We start from the raw sequence: 17,863 nt of genomic DNA on the forward strand, positions 1-17,863 counted from the left end.
GCGAGGCTTGCCCGCGAAGGCGGCCTGACAGCCGCCCAATCTCTTGCAGGCATACGCCAACCCACTGTGGGAGCGAGCCTGCTCGCGATGACGGCCTTACAGGCAAAGATGTTTATTGATCGCTAAAAACATCAGAACCTTCCCACAAGTCTTTCAGGTTGTCCGTCGGAAGTGGCCTCTCTAATCTCCAAAATCCGTTCTTACCCATATATTGCAAGACTACTTGGAGAATCAGATGACGAAGCCCGCTAGCGGCCACGTCCTCTCATCCGCCTTGGACACATTGGTCAAACGTCCTCTAAATCAAGCAGATGACGCGGCGCTTGTCAGCGCGGCCAAAGCTGTTTGGTACTCAAAATTGAATCTTGAGAGTGAAGTTTCAATTTTTCTGAGTCGCCACACAGACGAGGTCGAGCTTCGTCGTGCAGCCTACTTGCTCGAGCGACTTACTCGTTTTTCGTGCGTGTCTGATGGTCGCGTGTCGGAAACTCTCAATGCCCTTGAGCTATTTGAACACTCGGCTTCCAGAGAAGTATCACCACAATCGGCCGTTTCGCTTCGCCATCGCCGTGATGACCTCGCCGTCACTTGGGGGTTAAGTGAGGGGCTTGGGTCTGAAGGCTCAATCCCTCATGTCTTTCCAGACTCGGCACTACGAAGCTGAACAGCGCGCAACGTTTTCCTGAGCTTAAGCTGCATTACAAGAACCCGGCCTAGGTCGGGTTTTTGCTGTCCGCTTGGATAAGTGATGGTGTTTATTCGTCAGGCAAAACATCAGAACCTTCCCACAAGTCTTTCAGGTTGTCCGTCGGAAGTGGCCTCTCTAACCTTCCGATGTCGCTGCCAATTCAGCGACCGGGACTGCAAGCCCGAAGAATCGTTAGGCGCTTATAGGCGCCGCATCAATAAGTGATGTCGGTCGCTCCAATTTTTTAGGAGCTCCACCATGATTGAAGACAATCCCAATTCCCCGGAAACAGACGTAGAAGATGTGGAAACAAACATTGAAAACGAATCCGTTTCCCCCTACGCCTGCCTCAATTCCAAAAAACTCCACGACGCCGCGATCCGTGCACTCGATCACTATCTCGCGCCACCTTCCCGGAAGAAGGCCAAAGCCGGCCAGCGTCCAAGTACGATTTTCGTGGTCGCGCCGAACGTAGATTCCGAAACGCTGCTGGCCCATGCCTGTGAGACCCTGGCTTCGGCGAATGTCATGGCCAGTGAGTTGGCGTTCGACGTCACTGGGCCGGCGTGCAATCTGGCCCTGGGGATTCAGCAGATGATTTCGTTGGCGGAGTTGTCGGTGAACCGGGTGTTGGATCAGGTGGATCCGCAGGGGTAGCACAATGAAAAAAGCCCGTTGGACCTGTGGCGGTCAGCGGGCAGATTTTCATTGGTCGTGAGGGCCTCTTCGCGGGCAAGCCTCGCTCCTACGGGGTATGTGTCGGTTGCCCCCCGTAGGAGCGAGGCTTGCCCGCGAAGACTGACTCTCAGGCGCCAAAAATCTAAACCTTGGCACTCACCTCACTGCGATTAACCAAAGCTTCCAGCGCACAACTCAAACTCGCTGCCTTGTCGCCAATCAACAGATGCCAAACTCCACCATCCAACTGACTGACACCCATGCAACCCAGCGCTTTCAACTGACCCTCCGACAACGCCTTGCCATCCGCCAGTTGCAACCGAATCCGGGTCATCGCCACGCAATCCATTTGCAGCACATTGTCGCCGCCGCCCAGCGCCTTCAGCCATTGCTGGGCTTCTGTGTTCGCCACGGTGGCAGTTTCAGGTACGTCGATAACAGCAACGGGGGAGGTGATAACCGCGCGCCCCAAAGCCGGCATCGCCAACCGTATCTCATCGGCAATGCTGTCTGCCATCGGCCCAACTACGACCTGCAAACTTCCACCCTTACCCGGACGAACAACAGCCATCGCGCCCAACGCTTTCAAGTCCGCATCGGATGCCTTATTGCGATCAACCATGTCCAGCCGCAACCGTGTCGTGCACGCACCCACCGTGATCAGATTCTGCGCACCGCCCAGCGCCTTGATGTAAGCCCCGGCGCGCTCGTTCTTGGTGATCACAACTTTGTCGCCAGTCGGAACATCTTCACGCCCCGGCGTCTTCAAATTGAACCGGCGAATACAGAAATCAAACACCACGTAGTAGATCACCGCATACGCCAGCCCTACCGGAACCACCCGCCAGCCATTGGTGGATTCACCCCAGCCCAGAATCATGTCGATGAAGCCGCCTGAGAAGGTAAAGCCCAGGTGAATGTTCAGCAGGTTGGTGATCGCCATCGACAAACCGGTCAGCAGCGCATGCACCAGATACAGCATCGGCGCGAGGAACATGAAGGCGAATTCGATCGGTTCGGTCACGCCGGTCAAAAATGAGGTCAGGGCCATGGACAGGAAGATCCCGCCCATGACTTTGCGTCGTTCTGGCAAGGCGTTGCGGTACATCGCCAGGCAGGCGGCGGGCAGGCCGAAGATCATCATCGGGAACATGCCGGTCATGAACTGGCCACCTTTCGGGTCGCCGGCAAAGTAGCGTGACAGGTCGCCTGTCACCAGGGCGCCGGTGGTGGGGTCGGTGAAGTTGCCGAACACGAACCACGCCATGTTGTTGAGGATGTGGTGCAGGCCGGTGACGATCAGCAGGCGGTTGAACACGCCGAAGACGAAAGCACCGAAGCTGCCGCTCTCCATCATTAACGTGCCGAAGCCATTGATGCCGTGCTGGATCGGCGGCCAGATGAACCCAAACACGACGCCCAGGCCGACGGCGGCGAACCCGGTGACGATCGGCACAAAACGCCGACCGCCGAAGAATGCCAGGTACTCCGGCAACTTGATGTCTTTGAAGCGGTTGTACAGCGCGCCGGCCATCAGGCCAGCGACGATCCCGGCGAGCATGCCCATGTTGATGCTCGCATCGAGCACTTTGAGGGTGGATATCATCACCAGATAGCCAATGACCCCGGCCAGGCCTGCGGTGCCGTTGTTGTCCTTGGCGAAACCGACCGCGATGCCGATGGCGAAGATCAATGCCAGGTTGGCGAAGATCACCTGACCGGCGTCGTGGATGATCGCGATGTCCAGCAGGTCGGTGTCGCCCAGGCGCAGCAGTAACCCGGCAATCGGCAGGATCGCGATCGGCAGCATCAGCGCACGACCGAGGCGCTGCAGGCCTTCGATGAAATATTGGTACATGGCGAATCTCCCTGGATTTTGTTGTAGTTGTTCAGCTCAGAGGCCAGTGCTGATGACAAGCGTGACGCACCGCGCTGGCGCTGCTCAGCTTGAGCAGGTCCTGGCTGATGCGTCGGCATTCGCTGGCGTCGAGGTGGCGGACGCGGTCCTTGATTTCGCCGATCTGCACCGGGCTCACCGACAACTCGCTGACCCCCAGCCCAATCAACACTGGCGTGGCCAACGGATCGGAGGCGAGGGCGCCGCAGACGCCGACCCAACGGTTGTGCACAGCCGCGCCGGCGCAGGTCTGGGAGATCAGCCGCAGCAATGCCGGGTGCATCGCATCGACGCGGGAGGCGAGGCCAGCGTGGTCGCGGTCCATGGCCAGGGTGTATTGGGACAAATCGTTGGTGCCGATGGACAGGAAGTCCGCGTGTTCGGCCAGTTGCTCGGCCAGCAATGCGGCGGCCGGAACTTCGATCATCACACCCAGCTCCGGGCGTTGGCTAAGGCCGAGTTCGCCGCACAGCGCATCCAGACGCTGGCGGATGTGCAGCAATTCATCGACTTCGGTGACCATTGGCAGCAGGATCCGGCAGCGCGACAACGGGCTGACCTGCAGCAGTGCGCGCAATTGCTGATCCAGCAGTTCCGGGCGGACCTGAGCCAGACGAATGCCGCGTAAACCGAGCACCGGATTTGCTTCCACGGGCAGCGGTAAATAGTCGAGTTGCTTGTCGCCGCCTACGTCGATGGTGCGGATGATCACCGATTTGTCGCCCATGGCATCGAGCACAGCCTGATAGGCGATGCGCTGTTCCTGTTCGTCCGGCGCGGTGTTGCGGTCCACAAACAGAAATTCGGTGCGCAGCAGGCCGACGCCATCGGCGCCATTGGCCAGTGCATCGGCCGCTTCAGCGCTGGAAGCGACATTGGCGGCGACTTCGATTTGCAAACCATCCAGTGTCAGTGCCGGGGTGTGAGCCTGCGCCTGTTGAAGAGCGCGACGTTGTTGATGATCGAGTTGCGCCTGATGCACCTCGACCAGGCGCTCGGCGTTCGGCATCAGTTCGAGACGTCCGCCGTCGGCATCCAGCACCACCGCTTGACCTTGCTCCTGATCGAGCAGCGTCGAACCCAGCGCAACCATGCACGGCAAGCCTTTGCCGCGAGCGAGAATCGCCACATGGGAAGTCGCGCCACCTTCGGCCATGCACAACCCGGCCACACCTTGCTGGCTCAGTTGCAGCAGGTCGGATGGCGTCAGCTCATGGGCCGCGACAATGGCGCCGGCCGGCACGTCGTAATGCCAGGTTTCACCGAGCAGGGCGCGCAGCACGCGTTGTTTGAGGTCGCGCAGGTCGTTGGCCCGTTCGGCCAGCAACGGGCTGCCGAGTTGCTGAAGCACCTCGCATTGCACGTCGATGGATTGGCTCCAGGCGTGAGTCACGGCGCTGCCGTGGTCGATGGATTGATGAGCCGCGTCAAGCAGCGCCGGGTCTTCGAGCAGCGCCAGATGCGCGGCGAAGATCGCTTCTTCGTCGGTTTTTTTGTGCTTCTTCGCTTGGCTCAACGTGTTGTCGATTTCACCGCGTACCTGAGTCAGGGCGGTGTTCAGGCGCTGACGTTGTTGCTCCGGCTGATGATTGCCGGTATCCATCGGCAGGCTGATCGAGTTCAGACGAAACAACGGCCCAGCCACCAGACCGGGAGCTGCACACACGCCGTGCAACACGCCCGCTTCGGCAGGGCGATTGCGTTGGATTTTCGGTGCTGGCGCAGCGGCGTGGCTGTCTTCGGCCAAGGCTGTGGATAACGCCGCCAACAGGGCTTGCAGCGCAGCCTCGGCGTCCGGTCCCTGGCAACTGACTCTGATTTCATCTTGCTCACCGACGGCCAGCCCCATCAGGCCGATCAAACTGTCGCAAGCGGCCGATTTGCCGGCGAAGTGCAGCCAGGATTTGCTCGTGAACTGTTGGGCGGTCTGGCGGATCAGTGCGGCGGGCCGGGCGTGCAGGCCGCCGCGATGGGCGACATGAATATGCCCCTGAACCTCGATGCCGACGACCTCAATGTCGATCTGCACACCGTTGACCGCTTTCGGCACGATGTGCAATAGCGGATCGCCGACCTTCACCGATTTCAGCGTAATCGGCCGCGCCTGAAAGTCTTGGCTGTTAGTCAGGATCATCAGGCTGACCAGGCTTTTGCACTGCTGCGCGACCTGGTCCAGGTCATAACGCAACAACGGCTGGCCATTGCTGACGCGCGCACCTTCCTTGACCAGCATCGAGAAACCGACGCCCTGCAATTCGACCGTATCGAGGCCCAGGTGCAGCAGCAACTCGGCACCGTTATCGGCGCGCAAGGTGATGGCGTGGCCGGTGCGGGCAACGTGGATCACGACCGCTTCACAGGGCGAGTACAGGGTGTCGTTCAGCGGGTCGATGGCAATCCCGTCGCCCATGGCGCCGCTGGCGAACACCGGGTCCGGGACTTTGGCGAGTGTGAGCACCGGGCCGCTGAGCGGGGCGCTGAGGGTCAGCTCTTTATTGTTGTTGTGCATGGCTCGGTCTCATCAATAAAAACTACGGTTCGGATCAACTCGCCCTGTACGGATCAACTTGTCAGCTCCTACGGAGGTATTCATCCGCCAGCAAATAGGCATGGATACCCATCGGTTCAGTGCGTGCGTGTCACTTTGCTCAAATGACGTGGCTGATCGGGGTCCATGCCGCGGGCGACGGCCAAGCCTGCGGCCATGACGTAGAAACTCTGGATCGCCAGAATCGGGTCCAGGGCCGGGTGTTCGGCGCGGCTCAGGGGCAGGTCGCGCTCGGCGACGTCATCCGGCGCGGCCAGTAGCACGCGGGCGCCGCGTTGGCGCATGTCGGCGGCCAGGCTCAGCAACCCGGCCTGCTCGGCGCCGCGCGGGGCAAAGATCAGTAATGGGTAGTTCTCGTCGATCAGCGCCATTGGGCCGTGCCGGACCTCGGCGCTGCTGAAGGCTTCGGCCTGGATCGCCGAGGTTTCCTTGAATTTGAGGGCCGCTTCCTGGGCGATGGCGAAACCGGCGCCACGGCCGATCACCATCAATCGCTGGCAATCACGCAACGCATCAATGGCCAGGCTCCAGTCCTGTTGCGCCGCGTCGCGCAGACCTTCCGGCAGGGCAAGACCTGCTTCCAGCAACTCCACGTCTTCTTTCCAGTGGGCGATCAGGCGGGCACTGGCGGTGAGGGTGGCGATAAAACTCTTGGTCGCGGCGACGCTGCTTTCGGTGCCGGCGCACAGCGGCAGGCTGAATTCGCAGGCGGCTTCCAAGGGCGAGTTCTCGGCGTTGACCATGGAGATGCTCAGGGCGCCGCGCTTGCGCAGCAGACGCAGGCTGTTCACCAGATCCGGACTTTGTCCCGACTGCGAGAAGGCGAACGCGACTTGGCCACTGACCTTCAACGGTGCTTGCTGCATGGTCACCACCGACATCGGCAACGACGCGACCGGGATGCCCAGTTGCTGCATGGTCAGGTAGGCAAAGTAGCTCGCGGCATGGTCGGAGCTGCCGCGAGCGACAGTCATCGCCACTTGCGGCGGCTGACGGCGCAGGCGTCCGGCGATCTCGATCATCGGCGGGTCGAGCTGCTGCAACTGGGCTTGCACGGCCTCGAACGAGGACAGCGCCTCTTCAAGCATTTTTGAAGTCAATGTCTTCTCCTTCGACCATGACGGCGGTCAGTGTGAGTGAGCGGTCCAGCCGCACGCAGTCGGCCCAGGCGCCGGGTTGCAGGCGTCCGCGTTCTTGAAGGCCGAGGTAGTCGGCGGGGAATTGCGAAAGTCGTTGCGAGGCCTCGCTGATCGGTAAACCGATCTTCACCAGGTTGCGCAGGGCTTGATCCATGGTCAGGGTGCTGCCGGCCAGCGTGCCGTCGGGCAGGCGCACACCGCCCAGGCATTTGGTCACGGTGTGGCTGCCGAGTTTGTATTCGCCGTCCGGCATGCCGGCCGCGGCGGTGGAATCGGTGACGCAATACAGGCACGGGATCGAGCGCAGCGCCACGCGGATCGCGCCGGGGTGCACGTGCAACAAGTCCGGAATCAGCTCGGCGTATTTGGCGTGGGCCAGCGCCGCGCCGACGATGCCCGGCTCGCGGTGATGCAGCGGGCTCATGGCGTTGTAGAGGTGGGTGAAACTGCTGGCACCGGCCGCAAGCGCAGCGACGCCTTCCTCATAGCTGCCCAGCGTATGGCCGATTTGCATACGCACGCCGCGAGCGCTGAGGGCGCGGATCAAACCGTCGTGACCGGCGATTTCCGGGGCGATGGTGATCACCCGGATCGGCGCCAGCGCCAGGTATTCTTCGACTTCGGCCATCAACGCGGTGTGGGCGAAATTCGGCTGAGCGCCGAGTTTGCCGGGGTTGATGTATGGGCCTTCGAGGTGCACGCCGAGGACTCGGGCACTGCCTTTTGGCCGCTGCTCGCAGAACTCGCCGACGTCCTTGAGCACTCGCGAAATCTCTTCGTTCGGCGCAGTCATGGTGGTCGCCAGCAGCGATGTGGTGCCAAACCGCACGTGGGTTCTGGTGATGGTTTCGAAGGCGGGCGCGCCTTCCATGATGTCTTTACCGCCGCCGCCGTGAACGTGCAGATCGATGAAACCCGGCAGCAGGTAAGGCAGGTCGTTGTCCGCTGGGTCGCACGGCTGGCCTTCGATAGACACGACCTTGCCGTGTTCGTGGATCAGCCGGCCGCGAACCCAGCCGTGGGCGGTGAGGATGTTGTCTTCGGACATGATCGGTTCTCGTTTGCTCGTTTAGCGACGAAGCTCTTTATCTGCGGAGCTCTGCGACAAAGTCGTAGTAGTCGTTGCGGCAATAGGTGTCGGTGACTTCGATGGGCGTGTTGTCTTCCGTGTAGCCGACCCGGGTCATCAGCAGCATGGCGGTGCCGGGAGCGATACCCACCAGGGCGGCGAATTCGTCCGAGGCGTTGATCGCCTGAATGTGTTGCAGGGCGCGGACTACCGGTTTGCCGATGCCGTCGAGGTATTCGTAGAGTGAATCGCCCACCGCTTGCGGCTTGGGAATGATCGAGGCGGGCAGGGTGCTCATCTCGATCGCCATCACTGTGTCGTCGGCTTTGCGCAAGCGTTTGAGCCGCGCGACTTTGTCGTTGGGCGACAGGCCAAGGCGGATCAGTTCTTCGTGGGTTGGCGGGGTGATTACCCGTTCCAGCCATTGCGAGCCGGGGACGAAGCCCTTGAGCCGGAGCATTTCACTGAACCCCGAGAGTCGCGACAGCGGTTGTTCCAGGCGTGGCGTGATGAACGTGCCTGAGCCTTGATTGCGCCGGATCAGGCCTTGCTCGAACAGCACTTCCAGTGCTTTGCGCGCGGTGACGCGGGAGATGCCCAGCAGTTCGCTGAGATTGCGCTCCGACGGCATGGCCTGCTCGGCTTTCCACTGGCCGGCATGGATCGCCGCTTCCAGATTGCGCGCCAGTTGCAGGTACAACGGCGTGGGCTGGGTGTCGTCAGGGCGTAGGGCCTGGAGGTCATTCATGTAGGTTTGGTCCGATGCGGATGTGGGATTGTTGTCGCCCGGTTGTGGGACGAAACCTAATACCACTTAAATACCATGTCAATGCCAGTACTTTACTGTGGGCGCGATAAAGCCTGGTGTGCTGGAGGCTCTTAAGGGAGGCTGGTTCTAAGTGGTATTAGAGAAGGGGGTTTTGAAAGCAAAGATCGCAGCCTTCGGCAGCGCCTACAGGGGGAATTGGTATCTACCCGGTAGGCGTTGCCGAAGGCTGCGATCTTTTGAATTTATTTTTCGATGCCGACCGAAGGTAGTCACTCGATCGTTCCTACGCTCTGCGTGGGAATGCCTCTACGGACGCTCCGCGTTCGGCTTTAAGTGGGACGCGGAGCGTCCCAGGCTGCATTCCCACGCGGAGCGTGGGAACGATCATCAAGAAGCTCGTCGCCAGCTTTGAAGGTAGCCGTTAAGGGCGAATCTCAATCATCGTGCCATCCGGCACCAAACCCCAAACCTCGCGCATGTCCATATTGCGCATGGCGATGCAGCCATCGGTCCAGTCCAGTGTATGGAACAGGTCTTCGGGGTTGTCTTCGGTGTCTGGGGTGCCGTGGATCATGATCATGCCGCCAGGCTCGACGCCTTCGCGCCGGGCACGGGCGGAGTCGCTGATATTAGGGTAGGAGATGTGCATCGCCAGGTTGAAACGTTCGCTGATCTTGCGCCAGTCGACCCAATAAAAGCCTTCGGGGGTGCGCTTGTCGCCCTCCATCAGCTTCGGCCCCTTGGGGCGTTTCCCCAGGGAAATGCGATAGGTCTTGATCGGCTTGCCATCATTGATCAATTGCAATTGATGGGCTGATTTGAGAACCAGAACTTTATCGATGACTTTGCCATCCAGCGTTTCCGTGGAGGAAGCCTGGGTGACAGCGACGAACGATAAGCAAAAAACAGCAAGCAACCAGCGCATTGAAACGATATCCCTAGGAGGTGTCGCGACTATTTATTTTATAGGTGCTTTTATGTGTAGCAGCTTTAAATGATGGCAGGCTGGACCAGCGGCGGGATCGATTCGGACCGCACGGGGTAGACCTCCGTCCGCCGGTCAGCGAAGAAGCATTCTAAGGTACGGCCCACCGTGCGGAAAGCCAGTTCGGCCCAAGGGATGTCGGCTTCTTCGAACAGTTGCACTTCCAGGCTCTCGGGACCCGCGGAAAAATCCAGGTCCACCAGCTCTGCGCGAAAGAATACATGCACCTGGCTGATGTGTGGCACGTCGATCAGCGTATAGATACTGAGGTTGCGCACCCGGGCACAGGCTTCTTCGGCGGTCTCGCGAATGGCGGCCTGTTCGATGGTCTCACCGTTTTCCATGAACCCGGCGGGCAGGGTCCAGTAACCGCGCCGTGGCTCGATGGCGCGACGGCACAGCAGCACCTTCGAACCCCAGACCGGCACGCAACCGGCGACGATATTGGGGTTCTGGTAATGGATGGTATGACAGCTATCGCAGACAAAACGCAGGCGCGAATCGCCTTCGGGAATACGCTGGGTTACCGGGTTGCCGCACTGGCTGCAAAATTTCATGCTTGGGTTCCTGAATGCTGCGCCTATCTTGGCGTGCAGCGGTGTCGGTCGGCAAGTTGTCGTTTCGCGACATGAGGCTGTTCGGGGCTTGGGCGGCCGGTGCGATTGGTGCATGATGCAGGGTAAGGCACAGATCGAGAAGACTCATGCTGGACGAGCTACTGCACCGGGTAAGCAATCACACGCCGCGTACGCTGGAAACAGACCGACGTTTCCCTGAAGCCGCGGTATTGGTGCCTATCACGCGCAGTGACGAACCGGAACTGGTCCTGACCCTTCGCGCCAGCGGGCTCTCGACCCATGGCGGCGAAGTCGCCTTTCCTGGCGGTCGACGCGACCCCGAAGACCCAGACCTGATTTTTACCGCCCTGCGCGAAGCCGAAGAAGAAATCGGCCTGCCGCCGGGGCTGGTTGAAGTGATCGGCCCGCTGAGCCCATTGATCTCCCTGCACGGCATCAAGGTCACGCCCTATGTCGGCGTGATTCCGGATTTCGTCGAATACCAGGCCAATGACGCCGAGATCGCCGCGGTGTTCAGTGTGCCGCTGGAATTCTTCCGCAAGGACCCGCGCGAGCACACCCACCGCATCGACTATCAGGGCCACAGTTGGTACGTGCCGAGCTACCGTTATGGCGAATACAAGATCTGGGGACTGACGGCGATCATGATTGTCGAGTTGATCAACCTGCTCTATGACGCGAAAATCAGCCTGCATCAACCCCCCAAGAGTTTTATCAACACCTGAAGCCATCGTTCGCATGGCATGAGTCTGCGGCTGCCTGAGCCTTTGAGGACAATAAGATGAAATACCGCCTGGGCGACGCCCGCGTCGACACCCATCCGCAGAGCTGGGTCGCCCCCAATGCCGTGCTGGTGGGCAAGGTCAAACTGGAAGAGGGCGCCAACGTCTGGTTCAACGCCGTGTTGCGTGGCGACAACGAACTGATCCTGATCGGCAAGAACAGCAATGTGCAGGACGGCACCGTGATGCACACTGACATGGGCTACCCGCTGACCATTGGCACCGGCGTGACCATCGGCCACAACGCGATGCTTCACGGCTGTACGGTGGGCGATTACAGCCTGATCGGTATTAATGCGGTGATTCTCAACGGCGCGAAAATCGGCAAGAACTGCATCATCGGCGCCAACTCGCTGATCGGTGAGGGCAAGGAAATTCCGGACGGTTCGCTGGTCATGGGCTCGCCGGGCAAAGTCGTACGCGAGTTGACCGAGCCGCAAAAGAAGATGCTCGAAGCCAGCGCCGCTCACTATGTGCACAACTCGCAGCGCTACGCCCGCGATCTGGTCGAGCAGGAAGAATGAGCACCACTGAACGACCGGTTCCATCGCCGTGCGTGAACATTTGTGCGCTGGATGAGGATGACATTTGCACCGGGTGTCAGCGCACGGTGGAAGAAATCACCCGCTGGAGCCGGATGGACAACGCAGAGCGGCGCAAGGTGTTGGGGTTGTGTCATGAGCGGGCGAAGTCGAGTGGGTTGATCTGGATGCTGCCATCCAAATCCGATTCCTGATGGTTGTACGCGGTTCTGTGGCGAGGGGGCTTGCCCCCGTTGCGCTGCGAAGCGGCGCTAAACCTGCGACTTTGTTCTTTCAGGCGTATGGCATTTGCTGATTTCACGACTGCTGCGCAGCCGAACGGGGGCAAGCCCCCTCGCCACAAAGCTCCCTAGCCACAGGTTATCTATGCGTTGAGGATGAAGTACCCTGTGCACCAAAATCGACAGGTACTTTCGCCCCATGCTCTTCCTGATCGCCTACATCAGCAGCGTCGTGCTGATCAATTACGCCTTCTCCAGCGCCCCGCACCTGGACATCATCTGGTCGGCCTGGGGTGGGCTGGTGTTCGTGTTGCGGGACATGGTGCAAACCCGTTTCGGCCACGGCGCGATCGCGGCGATGCTGGTGGCGTTGGTGCTGTCCTATGTCACTTCTGACCCGTCTATCGCACTGGCCAGCGCGATCGCATTCGCCGTGTCCGAGTGCATCGACTGGCTGGTGTTCAGCATCACCAAGCGACCATTGCATGATCGCCTGTGGATAAGTTCGGCCCTGAGCATTCCCCTCGACACCTTCATCTTCTTCGGCATGATCGATGCCTTCACTCCGGCCGTGATCCTCACCGCCATGGGTTCGAAGTTCGCAGGTGTGACAGTCGTGTGGCTGATCATGGCCTGGCGCTTGCGTAATCAGGCCGTCGTCAGCAGAAGCTAAACCCTCAGGTTCATGTAAAATGCCGCGCTTTCTCCCCATGGGAAGCGTGCCAGGCACCGCATCCCTCGATGATCCGCTTCTTGAGGACCTGAGATGACCCGTATCGGAACTCCATTGTCGCCAACCGCGACCCGCGTATTGCTGTGTGGCTGTGGTGAGTTGGGCAAGGAAGTGGTGATCGAGCTGCAACGCCTGGGCGTTGAAGTGATTGCTGTGGATCGCTACGCCAATGCGCCAGCCATGCAAGTCGCCCATCGCAGCCATGTGATCAACATGCTCGACGGCGCAGCCCTGCGTGCAGTGATCGAAGCCGAGAAGCCGCACTTCATCGTGCCGGAAATCGAAGCCATCGCCACCGCGACCCTGGTGGAGCTGGAGTCCGAAGGCTTCACCGTGGTTCCGACCGCTCGCGCCGCGCAGTTGACCATGAACCGCGAAGGTATCCGTCGCCTGGCCGCCGAAGAGCTGGGCCTGCCGACCTCGCCGTACTACTTCGCCGACACGTTCGAGGACTACAGCAAGGCTGTCGACGATCTGGGTTTCCCATGCGTGGTCAAACCGGTCATGAGTTCCTCGGGCAAAGGCCAGAGTCTGCTGCGCAGCGTTGATGACGTGCGCAAGGCCTGGGATTACGCTCAAGAAGGTGGTCGCGCCGGTAAAGGTCGCGTGATCATTGAAGGCTTCATCGACTTCGACTACGAAATCACCCTGTTGACCGTGCGCCACGTTGGCGGCACTACATTCTGTGCGCCGGTTGGCCACCGTCAGGAGAAGGGCGACTACCAGGAATCCTGGCAACCACAAGCCATGAGCCCGGTTGCTCTGGCTGAATCCGAGCGCGTTGCCAACGCCGTGACCGAAGCCCTGGGTGGCCGTGGTCTGTTTGGCGTCGAGTTGTTCATCAAAGGTGATCAGGTGTGGTTCAGCGAAGTCTCGCCGCGCCCGCATGACACCGGTCTGGTGACCCTGATTTCCCAGGACCTGTCGCAGTTCGCACTGCACGCACGGGCGATCCTGGGCCTGCCGATTCCATTGATCCGCCAGTTCGGTCCATCGGCTTCGGCGGTGATTTTGGTGGAAGGGCAGTCGACTCAGACCGCATTTGCCAATTTGGGCGCTGCGTTGAGCGAGCCGGATACCGCGTTGCGTCTGTTCGGCAAGCCTGAGGTCAATGGCCAGCGTCGGATGGGTGTGGCGTTGGCGCGTGATGAGTCGATTGAAGCGGCTCGTGCGAAAGCGACCCGTGCTTCTCAGGCCGTTGTTATAGAGCTGTAAACCGAGGCGCGCCATTCGCGGGCAAGCCTCGCTCCTACAGGTCATTTGTTGAACGCACTACTGTCGTTTGACGTGATCCCTGTAGGAGCGAGGCTTGCCCGCGAAGCTTTTGGCTTCAAGCAACCCGATTCAAATCGTTATGCCGCGTCTCCTTCAGGCACAGCACAGCAATCAGACTGAGCACCGCCGCCCCCGACACATACCCGCCGACATAACTCAAACCGCCCATCGCCACCAGTTTCTGCGCAAAGAACGGCGCCGCTGAGGCTCCGACAATGCCGCCCAGATTGTAGGCCGCCGACGCGCCGGTATAGCGCACGCGGGTCGGAAACAGCTCCGGCAGCAGTGCACCCATCGGCGCAAACGTCACGCCCATCAGAAACAGTTCAATGCACAGGAACAGCGCCACACCCCAGGTCGAGCCTTGGGTCAGCAGCGGTTCCATCAGGAATCCGGACAGAATCGCCAATACGCCACCGATGATCAGCACCGGTTTGCGCCCGAAACGATCACTCGCCCAAGCCGACAGCGGTGTCGCGGCCGCCATGAACAGCACGGCGAAACACAGCAGGGCGAGGAAGGTTTCGCGGGTGTAGCCGAGCGTAGAAACACCATAGCTCAGCGAAAACACCGTCGAGATATAGAACAGCGCGTAACACACCACCATCGCCCCGGCACCCAGCAGCATCGGCGCCCAGTATTGGCTGAACAGCTCGACCAGCGGGATCTTCACCCGTTCCTGACGAGCCATGGCATTGGCGAATACCGGGGTTTCGTGGAGCTTGAGGCGCACATACAGGCCCACCATCACCAGCGCGGCACTGAGCAGGAACGGAATCCGCCAGCCCCACGAACGGAACTGCTCGTCGTTCAGGCTCATGGCCAGGGTCAGGAACAGGCCGTTGGCCGCCAGAAACCCGATCGATGGGCCGAGTTGCGGAAACATGCCGTACCAGGCGCGCTTGCCTTTGGGCGCGTTCTCAGTGGCCAGCAATGCGGCGCCGCCCCATTCACCGCCCAGCCCCAGGCCCTGGCCGAAGCGCAGCACGCAAAGCAGGATCGGCGCCCAGGCGCCAATGCTGTCGTAACCCGGCAGCACGCCGATCAACGTGGTGCACACGCCCATCAGTAGCAGGGAGGCGACCAGTGTCGATTTACGCCCGATGCGGTCACCGAAGTGGCCGAACAGCGCCGACCCCAGTGGCCGCGCAAGGAAGGCGATACCGAAGGTGAGGAACGCCGACAGCATCTGGGCGGTGCCGGAGGTTTGCGGAAAGAACACCGGGCCGATCACCAGCGCCGCGGCGGTGGCATAGACGTAGAAGTCGTAGAACTCGATGGCCGTGCCGATGAAACTCGCGGTGGCTACCCGGGTGGCGGAGTTGGTTGGTTGAGCAGGCGTGGTGTCGCTGAACGTTGTGCTGGTCGTCATGCGGTAATCCCTGACAGTCATGTGCCCCAGTGGAGCGAATTATTATGGTCGAATACCCAGGGATGTGGGTTTAACGCAGAGTGCGGGTAGCACGGGGTATGGCGGGGCTGGGTAAGCGGCTCGATTATAGGAAGGCGGCTAATGATTCAACAAGCGGCTTGGAGGATGCGATGGCTTCTGTGGCGAGGGAGCTTGCTCCCGCTCGGGCGCGTAGCGGCCGCAAACGGCTGAATGCATTCTTTCAGGCTAATCGCGCTGTCTGTGATCGGGCCTGCTTCGCAGTCCAGCGGGAGCAAGCTCCCTCGCCACAGGCAAGCCCCTAGCTACAGGGTGGGGCTGTCAGATTTTGGAAAGGGCTGGCACTGAGCTGGTATGCCAGATCAACACCCGCGTGACGCGATTGTCTTCCGTCTCCAGAATCTCCAGCCGATAACGCCCGATCTTCAGGCAAACCGCGCTGTCCGGAATCGTTTCCAGCGCCTCGGTCACCAACCCGTTGAGGGTTTTCGGGCCATCGCTGGGCAGGTGCCAACCAAGGCTTTTGTTCAATTCGCGAATCGACGCCGCACCCTCGATGACCAAACGCCCATCGGCCTGCGGATGGATGTGCGGGTTATCCAGGCTGTGCTGACTTTCGAATTCACCGACGATCTCTTCGAGAATGTCTTCCAGGGTCACGATGCCCAGCACTTCTCCGTATTCGTCGACCACCATGCCCAAGCGCCGCTGCTGCTTGTGGAAGTTCAGCAATTGCAGCTGCAGTGGGGTGCTTTCCGGTACGAAGTACGGTTCGTGGCTGGCTGCCAGCAGCGCTTCCCGCGTCAGGCTTGAATCCGCCAGCAAATGACGGATCTGCCGGGTGTTGAGCACCGCTTCGACCTGGTTGATGTCGCTGTGGAATACCGGCAGGCGGGTGCGTCTGTTATGGCGCAGTTGCTCGATGATTTCTTCGAGGGAATCGTCCAGATTGATTCCGTCGACGTCACTGCGCGGCACCAGAATATCGTTGACCGTGATGTTATCCAGCGCGTGGATACCTGACAGCGAATGCGGGCGAGTGGCGGCGTGTTCGTGATCGTCGTGCCGATCTGCCGGTACCTCGTCTTCGCTTTGCTGCACCACATTGATTTTGCGGGCGAATGGTCGCATCAGCAGTTGGCTGATGGCATTGAGGAGCCAGGCAGCCGGGTAGACGATCTTCAAGGGTATGCCGAGCAGTGTGTTGCCCAGGCTCAGGACAGCATCCGGATAGCGCGCGGCAAGGGTGCGCGGCAGGTAGTCGGCGAACACCAGCAGCACCGCGCTGGCACCGAGACAGGCGATCCATGGACCGTTTTGTGCCCAGGTGAAAATCGCCAGCAAGGTGCTGATGACCACCACCAGCGCGCGACACAGGGTGTTGCAGAGGATCAGGCTGTTGAGTGGGAAACTCAGCTTGGCCACGGGTTTGTCGCTCGAGCGCGAGGCCGTGCGCTGGGCCAGCAGTTGCTGTTGTGCAATTTCGATGGCGGTAAACAGCCCCGACCATAAAATCAGCAGGGCCAGCACCGCGAGCATCGGCCCTATGGGCAAGTCGTCCATTAATGCCGCCCGTCAGATATGCAGAATGTATTCGCGGACCAGCTTGCTGCCGAAGTACGCCAGCATCAGCAGGCAAAAACCGGCAAGGGTCCAGCGGATGGCTTTGTGTCCGCGCCAGCCGAGGCGGTTACGCCCCCAAAGCAGCACGCTGAACACGATCCAGGCCAGGCACGCCAGCAGGGTTTTATGCACCAAATGCTGGGCGAACAGGTTCTCGACGAACAGCCAGCCGGAGATCAGCGACAGCGACAGCAGGCTCCAGCCGGCCCAGAGGAAACCAAACAGCAGGCTTTCCATGGTTTGCAGCGGCGGGAAGTTCTTGATCAGCCCGGAAGGATGCTTGTGTTTGAGTTGATGGTCCTGAACCAGCAGTAACAAAGCCTGGAACACCGCGATGGTGAACATGCCATAAGCGAGGATCGACAAGAGGATGTGGGCGAGAATGCCGGGCTCTTCGTCAATGATCTGCACCGTACCGGCGGGGGCGAACTGTGCCAGCAGCACGGTGGCGGCGCCCAGCGGGAACAGCAATAGCAGCAGGTTTTCCACCGGGATCCGCGAGCAGGCCAGCAGGGTCAGGGCGATGACCGCCGCGGCGATCAGGCTGGCGGCGCTGAAAAAGTCCAGGGCCAGGCCGATCGGTGTCAGCAGATAGGTGATCAGGCTGACGCTGTGGGCCAGCACGGCCAGCACACCGAGCGTGACCAGCAGGCGCTTGTTCGCCTTGGCGCCGGTGGCCAGACGAGTGCCCTGATAGAGGGTCGCAGCGGCATATAAGCAGGCGGCGGCGAGGGTGGTAAGCAAACTGGGTGACAAGGGGAGCATAAATCCTGTTAGGCAAGCCCGAAAGGCGCTGAGTTTGGCATAGAACCCACACAGCACGAAAGACCATGCAACCTGACGGCGAGGTGTCCGCCAGACGCAGTCTTCGCTATAATCCGCGACCTGCCCACGCCGCAGGCTCGCCGAGCACATGTTTATTCCGGTCTGGGCCGCCATTATCCCG

The 17,863-nt window shown here is 60.4% G+C and carries 16 protein-coding genes; 6 read left to right on the forward strand and 10 right to left on the reverse strand.

Going from position 1 to position 17,863, the window contains the following annotated elements; translation table 11 throughout:
* Positions 1-946: 946 nt before the first annotated feature.
* The gene (locus tag PMI18_RS21955; protein ID WP_007897536.1) at positions 947-1,345 is read left to right on the forward strand and encodes a DUF6124 family protein; all 399 of its coding nucleotides are present in this window, start codon (positions 947-949) and stop codon (positions 1,343-1,345) included.
* A gap of 163 nt (positions 1,346-1,508) precedes the next feature.
* On the opposite strand, the gene nagE is transcribed toward PMI18_RS21955, so the two are convergent.
* From nagE to PMI18_RS21920, 7 genes are all read right to left on the reverse strand, one after another.
* Positions 1,509-3,224, reverse strand: coding sequence for an N-acetylglucosamine-specific PTS transporter subunit IIBC (gene nagE, locus PMI18_RS21950; protein WP_007897539.1), 1,716 nt, complete (start codon positions 3,222-3,224; stop codon positions 1,509-1,511).
* 31 nt (positions 3,225-3,255) lie between these two features.
* Positions 3,256-5,772 (reverse strand): phosphoenolpyruvate--protein phosphotransferase, encoded by a 2,517-nt coding sequence (gene ptsP / locus PMI18_RS21945; RefSeq protein WP_007897541.1) that lies wholly within the window; start codon positions 5,770-5,772, stop codon positions 3,256-3,258.
* 116 nt (positions 5,773-5,888) lie between these two features.
* Positions 5,889-6,899 (reverse strand): SIS domain-containing protein, encoded by a 1,011-nt coding sequence (locus PMI18_RS21940; RefSeq protein WP_033036069.1) that lies wholly within the window; start codon positions 6,897-6,899, stop codon positions 5,889-5,891.
* Positions 6,892-7,998: an N-acetylglucosamine-6-phosphate deacetylase gene (gene nagA, locus PMI18_RS21935; protein WP_007897545.1), complete on the reverse strand. Its 1,107-nt coding sequence runs from the start codon at positions 7,996-7,998 to the stop codon at positions 6,892-6,894. The genes PMI18_RS21940 and nagA overlap by 8 nt, the downstream gene beginning before the upstream one ends.
* A 37-nt stretch (positions 7,999-8,035) precedes the next feature.
* Positions 8,036-8,767: a GntR family transcriptional regulator gene (locus tag PMI18_RS21930; RefSeq protein WP_007897547.1), complete on the reverse strand. Its 732-nt coding sequence runs from the start codon at positions 8,765-8,767 to the stop codon at positions 8,036-8,038.
* 442 nt (positions 8,768-9,209) lie between these two features.
* On the reverse strand, positions 9,210-9,713 hold the full coding sequence (locus PMI18_RS21925; RefSeq protein WP_007897548.1) for a L,D-transpeptidase family protein: 504 nt from the start codon (positions 9,711-9,713) through the stop codon (positions 9,210-9,212).
* A gap of 65 nt (positions 9,714-9,778) precedes the next feature.
* Entirely contained in the window at positions 9,779-10,330 is a 552-nt protein-coding gene (locus PMI18_RS21920; RefSeq protein ID WP_007897549.1) for an NUDIX hydrolase, read from the reverse strand.
* A 146-nt stretch (positions 10,331-10,476) separates the two neighbouring features.
* On the opposite strand from PMI18_RS21920, the gene PMI18_RS21915 reads away from it, so the two are divergent.
* The 5 genes from PMI18_RS21915 to purT all read left to right on the forward strand — a co-directional run bounded on the left by PMI18_RS21915 (position 10,477) and on the right by purT (position 13,844).
* On the forward strand, positions 10,477-11,076 hold the full coding sequence (locus PMI18_RS21915; protein WP_007897550.1) for a CoA pyrophosphatase: 600 nt from the start codon (positions 10,477-10,479) through the stop codon (positions 11,074-11,076).
* A 56-nt stretch (positions 11,077-11,132) separates the two neighbouring features.
* The gene (locus PMI18_RS21910) at positions 11,133-11,657 is read left to right on the forward strand and encodes a gamma carbonic anhydrase family protein (protein WP_003221962.1); all 525 of its coding nucleotides are present in this window, start codon (positions 11,133-11,135) and stop codon (positions 11,655-11,657) included.
* Complete coding sequence (locus PMI18_RS21905; protein ID WP_007897551.1) at positions 11,654-11,869, forward strand: DUF1289 domain-containing protein; 216 nt, start codon at positions 11,654-11,656, stop codon at positions 11,867-11,869. The genes PMI18_RS21910 and PMI18_RS21905 overlap by 4 nt, the downstream gene beginning before the upstream one ends.
* 226 nt (positions 11,870-12,095) lie before the next feature.
* Positions 12,096-12,569, forward strand: a complete 474-nt coding sequence (locus tag PMI18_RS21900) for a VUT family protein (protein ID WP_007897552.1) — start codon at positions 12,096-12,098, stop codon at positions 12,567-12,569.
* Positions 12,570-12,662: 93 nt separating this feature from the next.
* Complete coding sequence (gene purT, locus PMI18_RS21895) at positions 12,663-13,844, forward strand: formate-dependent phosphoribosylglycinamide formyltransferase (protein WP_007897554.1); 1,182 nt, start codon at positions 12,663-12,665, stop codon at positions 13,842-13,844.
* Between the two features lie 115 nt (positions 13,845-13,959).
* Here purT and PMI18_RS21890 read toward each other — a convergent pair whose 3' ends face one another.
* The 3 genes from PMI18_RS21890 to PMI18_RS21880 form a co-directional block, all read right to left on the reverse strand.
* Positions 13,960-15,276, reverse strand: a complete 1,317-nt coding sequence (locus PMI18_RS21890) for an MFS transporter (protein ID WP_007897555.1) — start codon at positions 15,274-15,276, stop codon at positions 13,960-13,962.
* 339 nt (positions 15,277-15,615) lie between these two features.
* Positions 15,616-16,857 (reverse strand): HlyC/CorC family transporter, encoded by a 1,242-nt coding sequence (locus PMI18_RS21885; protein WP_007897556.1) that lies wholly within the window; start codon positions 16,855-16,857, stop codon positions 15,616-15,618.
* 12 nt (positions 16,858-16,869) lie between these two features.
* Positions 16,870-17,682 (reverse strand): cytochrome C assembly family protein, encoded by an 813-nt coding sequence (locus PMI18_RS21880; protein WP_030129838.1) that lies wholly within the window; start codon positions 17,680-17,682, stop codon positions 16,870-16,872.
* Between the last annotated feature and the right edge of the window lie 181 nt (positions 17,683-17,863).

It is taken from the genome of Pseudomonas sp. GM102 (genome assembly GCF_000282555.1).
Classification (GTDB): Bacteria; Pseudomonadota; Gammaproteobacteria; order Pseudomonadales; family Pseudomonadaceae; genus Aquipseudomonas.